This window comes from Bradyrhizobium sp. 23, assembly GCF_023073295.1.
In the GTDB taxonomy this organism is placed as follows: Bacteria; Pseudomonadota; Alphaproteobacteria; order Rhizobiales; family Xanthobacteraceae; genus Bradyrhizobium; species Bradyrhizobium canariense_D.
In genome coordinates this window covers 1-5,269 of record NZ_JADPJF010000147.1, presented here as the reverse complement: position 1 = coordinate 5,269, position 5,269 = coordinate 1, and the positions used below count along the sequence as shown (strand labels likewise).

General features: G+C 57.4%; 5 protein-coding genes. 1 reads left to right on the top strand and 4 read right to left on the bottom strand.

What is annotated here, in order from left to right; translation table 11 throughout:
- The coding region (locus IVB32_RS33315) for a hypothetical protein (RefSeq protein ID WP_247412786.1) at positions 1-263 on the top strand (263 nt) is incomplete at its 5' end.
- 913 nt (positions 264-1,176) lie between these two features.
- Here the strand turns inward: IVB32_RS33315 and IVB32_RS33310 are convergent.
- The 4 genes from IVB32_RS33310 to IVB32_RS33295 form a co-directional block, all read right to left on the bottom strand.
- Complete coding sequence (locus IVB32_RS33310) at positions 1,177-2,325, bottom strand: hypothetical protein (RefSeq protein WP_247412785.1); 1,149 nt, start codon at positions 2,323-2,325, stop codon at positions 1,177-1,179.
- A gap of 89 nt (positions 2,326-2,414) precedes the next feature.
- On the bottom strand, positions 2,415-3,803 hold the full coding sequence (locus IVB32_RS33305; RefSeq protein ID WP_247412784.1) for a hypothetical protein: 1,389 nt from the start codon (positions 3,801-3,803) through the stop codon (positions 2,415-2,417).
- Positions 3,804-4,087: 284 nt separating this feature from the next.
- A complete protein-coding gene (locus IVB32_RS33300; protein ID WP_346731128.1) occupies positions 4,088-4,780 on the bottom strand; it encodes an ABC transporter substrate-binding protein in 693 nt (230 codons plus the stop codon).
- 89 nt (positions 4,781-4,869) lie between these two features.
- The coding region (locus tag IVB32_RS33295; protein WP_247412783.1) for a transposase at positions 4,870-5,269 on the bottom strand (400 nt) is incomplete at its 5' end.

Here is a 5,269-nt window from a genome sequence, read left to right as displayed (position 1 = left end):
GACTGAACTTCCGTCTCTGCATGACCCACCTCTGGCTCGATAAAACACCCAATCTCGGTGTCCATCAAACCGGCAGCAGCTCAGATCGCCCATCCTACATCAGGGGATACTCCCTCCTCCAAATCGCTTTGTTTGCGTTCGCTCTTTTGCGGCTCAGCTTGATAGCTACGGTTGAAATCCACGATCAGGTCGCGAAGCAGCGTCTCTCAACCACGGAGCGCGGAGTGGTCGGCTTTTGGGTTGGAAGCAGACGAAGATCTTAGAGCGCCCAGATGCCGGCTTTTGACCCTAAGCCGAACTCCGCCTTGCGCCGATTAAAATCGGAGGCGCTTCATCGTCCCGGGTATGAAGCAGCGAATGCTCACACCCATCGGGCCATAGAGCGGCCAGACCAGCGTCGCTTTAGCCCTGTTCGGCTCGTCGATGACGGCGTCGTCGGGTACGTAAACCCACTCGGTTTCCACGTTGGTGGCGCCAGCCATCGCGCCCGAAGCCCCCAGGCGTTGTCGGCACGCGGACACGGTAATGGATGGTTGCCGGTGATCTCTCAATCTACCTCTGACAAATGCATCGCTTCGCTACCATCGCAGCACAGATCTCCCTTTCGGTCATAAAGCTCCGCAAACCACTTCGACAGATCAAGCCGATTGTGATCGTGCGCGAGCACGGCGCTGGTCGATACCATCAGCGCGACCGCGAACAGATTCCGGAACATCGACTTATTCCAAATCGTTGGCTATCAAATCGGTCAGGGAGGAACTGTTGCCCGGATTCAGTCCACTCGCACAGCACCGCAATGGTCCGCGAAGTCACTGGCGTTGCCAGTCCGATGGCGTGCCCTAAATCGCTTAACCGCCCAGCGGGCCAACCGCCTGTGCTTCCGAAGTAGGTGGCCCGCTTCCGAGGGCTGGATCAGAGCAGGCTCACGCCAGCTTTGCTCGCCTCGCGATTAGACGGCCAGTCCACCAAACCCGCAATTGGAGAATTTGGATTCCCCCCCGCTCGGTCTACATGACGAAGCGGCCCGCACAACAACGGTATCTGTACCTGCGATTTTGATTCCACTAGCGTCCCGACAGGCTGATTCCATTTGCTGCCTTGCACGATTCTGAAAGTGGCCCAAAGGCGACATTCGACGTCAGGAGTGATTTCCAGCTGCCGTCTGAGCTTTGGATGCTAGCCGGGGAAGTCGCGGAACTCCTTGACGAGATTAAACGGAATCTTCCACCCGGCGCCTCCGTCGCGCATCAGCATCTTGATGTCTTCCGCCCTGTTTTCTTTTCCGGTTTTCGGATCGATCTCCAATGTGTGGCCGTTGCTGTCCCAGGGCTTGGTCGCGCTCTTCGAGTAGGAGCCGAGAAAATGCCCGGCTTCATGGGCAGACGTGTTAGGCCCGCGTTGCGAGCTGATGAAGGCAAGGTCCAGCGATCGAGCAAACGAGCCATTGGGAAAGGAGCCCTTGGACCGAAGCTTGTCGACACAGAAAATGGTGAGATGGGCGCCTTGAACTTTGTGTTTGGCGAAGAAGCTCTTCAGTTTTTCGACATCGATCACATCGGGAAGGATCGCAAGGCTCGCATCCTTCATGCCAGTCGCATTGGCGAGCTCCTGTTTGACGGCAGCCTGCGAGTCGTCGATGACCAGCCAGTCGGTTGGCACCCGCTCGAAGCGGATGTTGGCCTGCGGCCTCCATATATTGTTCATCGTCAGCAATTCATCTTGCTCACTGCAGGGCTTCTTGGCGTGAAAAGCCGGAGCGCCGCCGCTGCCCGGAATCATGACGTTGCGGAACGCCACCTTGATCTTGATTTCCGGCAGCACGACAACATAGAGCTTGGCTTCGATCTTCCGGCCGGCCGACCGGGCCACCACCTCCAGACCGGGAAAGGGAATCGGCTTGATCCGGCCATTGATTTCGAAAAACCGTGCATCGCCATTGAAGGTGGCGGGAAGTGACGCCGCCCTGAGCTGCGGATCGATGTCGGGTGCGGAGAAGGTGTCTTTGGTCTGCATGACACGTCTAAGAGTATCGGCGCCATCGATCTCCTTGATCCCGAGGGCATGGGGGTTAGGATCGACTTTGAGCTTTCTTCCGGGATCGATCAGAGCCACGATGTTGGAGCCGCCGAACGGCACCACCATGCCTGGCGGGCTGCGGCCCTCATCGATGCCGGAGCGGCGGAAAACCTCTTGGAAAGCGGCCATGTCCGGTTCTCCTGTTCTAGTTCGGACCGTCAACGCGAAATTTTGAACCTTCGGCCGTTCGCTGCGCGGCTGGCGGATGGTTTCCTCGGGCGTGCCGATCCTCGGCCATGATGCCGGCATTCATGAAGCCGACGCGGGTGGAGACATCGGCTGAGAAGGCCATCTCGTGCGTGGCCAGCATCGTCTTGCCTTGGCGCTTCTGGCCCCGGTCACCCCTTGGCAGCAACGTACCCATAGAAATTCATAAGAAAGTCCCGAACCGCGAGGGGCTTGACGGCATGGGTTTTTTCCTGCGGATGCGGTATCAAATAGTCTCCATCGCCATATGAGAAGACCTTCGCCTTCACGAACCCGTTCATCACTTGTATCTTCTCGCGCAGCACGACCCAGTGCATCGTAAGCGCGGAGCCTTTATCGGACTGGTCGTCATAGTCGATCATATTGGCGCTTATGAAAAGACATACGCGATATCCGCTGTCGAGCAGCCGGTTGGCTTCGTTTACATCGTCGATGTCTTTGTTGAATCGTGAAATGTTGGTATTCTCGCGCACGTCCCGGTATCCTGCCTTGCGAAACCATTGCTCCATTTCGCTCGGCAGGGTGACACCCGCAAGATCGCTGATCTTGCCTGTGTCGTCGAAATCCAGGAACCAGTTCTCCGAATCGCGTATGGAGGCGCACGTCAGCCAGTCGACGTGGTCCAGCGACCAGGGTGGCGTGAAGTTCCTCACATCCTTTCCCGGCTTGATCAGCAGGCGGCCAAGATTCGCCTGCCCCTTCTGATAGAGATCGATCGCGAAGCGCGCGTAAGACCCTGGCTTGTCCGACGCGTAGCCGAACATCAGGGCGGATGGCCCGCACAGACTTCCCTGGTCTTGATTGATGAGGCTCGGTTTCGCAATGCGCCTGAGAATACCTATGCCGACGCGGTGTGGGTCGAGCTTCGGAAAGAACGTCGTCCTCGTATTTTTCAGGAAATCGCAGACCATTTCCGCGGCTAGTTTTTTCTGGTCGGAATTGAGATCATACGGTCCGATCCCGCGCTTCTCCTTGTATTCTTCTCCGACGAAGAGCGTGATGAGCTTTTTCGAGGTGGGGGAGAGCGTTCTGGAGGTGTTCGCAATGGTGGTCAGGTCGTCCAGCTCGAATGCGGTGACCATACCGTCTGCAACGGTAGCCCGGATGATGTCAACGACCTCTGCGTAGTCCAGCTTTGAATCGTCGATGAGACCTTTGCGAAGTGCAGCATCGACGGAAGGAGTCGCGATTGCGTCCCATTGGCTCTTTGGCGGGGCGGGCTTGGCGGCCGCCTTCGTCGACAGTTCAACGAGCCGATTGAATGTCGGACCGGCAGGCCGAACATAGCCGTCAGGCGTGCCGGGAAAGTTCTTCTTCTGGAAGTACAGAATCGAGTTGTAAAGGCCGTCGCTGGCATAACCGGTCACGACCATCTGTGGTTTGAGCGTGTTCTCGGCGCCGCCGTCGGAAATGGCGATCTTGTTGAGCAGCGAAATAACCAGTTCCTGATCCTTTTTCCAGTTCTGGCAGCTGCGCCCTGTCGTCGCGAACCGTCCGACCTTGTCTTTCAACTGCAGCATATCGCGCCTCCCGGAACGGGAATGCTGCCTCGAGCGTCCTGACATGCAGCCGGAGGCAGGCGCCGTGGCAAGTCTTCCCGCTGTAGGGTTGGTCGCCCTTGCCGTCCCTTGTGTTCACTCGCAAGGACAGCGGTCGCCCTGTGGCGGTTCACGAATGAGTTATGTCTGGCTATCGGGGTAGACCGGAATTCGTCGAACGACTGTCCGCCGCTGGGCCAGGAGCCGACCTTGTCACGTTGTCGGCCGAACGTCAGCGTTTGACCCACAGCGGAAGTCGTCATTGGCTACTCAATTACCTGATCCGCCATTAGCAGGACGCCCTCTGGGATTGTTATCTGCAGTGCTTTGGCAGCACGCAGGTTGACAACAAGCTGGAACGCCGAGGGCTGCTCTACCGGAATGTCAGCTGGCTTGCTGCCTTTTAGAATCCGGTCGACGTACGTAGCCGCCATCTTAAAGAAGACTGTGGTGTCAGGGCCGTAGCTTATTAGCCCCTCATAGTTGGTCACGTAGCTGTTCACTTGAAAAACAGTCGGCAAGCTGGCCCGCAGCGCGATTTGAGGTAAGGAGGGGCGCGGTGGATCCGCAAGAACGTAAACGACGTCACAATGAGACGTCTTCATTTGAGCGAACACAAGCTCCAGATCTTCAGGGTCTCTCGCTGCGAAAGGGGTTGCTGAAATGCCAAGCTTTTCGGCTGCGGACACTGCAAGAGCGGCTAGGGGCGGATGAGTAGGATTGTTTGAAGTCAAGATGCCAATCTTCTTTGCAGTCGGAAACACCAACCGAATGATGTCCAGCATCTTTGTGGTTGTGTCGCCGAACATATTGGCGACACCGGTTATATTTCTGCCTGGATGTGCGAAGCTTACCACGAAACCAGATCCGATGGGATCTGTCGCCGGCGACATGACAATCGGGATTGTTGAAGTCGCCTTCTGTGCCGCTGCGATCGCCGGCGTTGCGTTTGCAACGATGACGTCAGGGGTAAGCGCGATTTTCTCCGCACGATGACGCCCGCGCTTTTGACGGATGGCCTTCGTATCGAGGGCGGCATCTGACCCGTTCAGGCAGCGGCGGTTTTGGGGAAGTTGAAGGGCAGCAGGTCGGTGATATCGGCGTCGTCGGCGCGCTGAGGCAATTCGGTGAGCACGTGGCGCAACCAGGCTAACGGCTCGACGCGTGAGGCGCGGCAGGTCAGCATCAGACTGTAGACGACGGCACTGGCCCTGGCTCCCTCGACGGTGTCGCTGAACAGCCAGCTCTTTCTGCCAGTGGCAAAGATTCTGATATCGCGCTCCAGGAGATTGTTGTCGATCGGCATCCTGCCGTCTTGCGTGTAGCGCGTCAGATATGACCATTGGTTCAGAGTGTAGGATACGGCATCGCCAAGCTTGCTGTCGGGCAAGACCTTCGGGGCGATTTGATCGAGCCATTCCTTGAGGGCGTTCAGGACGGGAATGCTG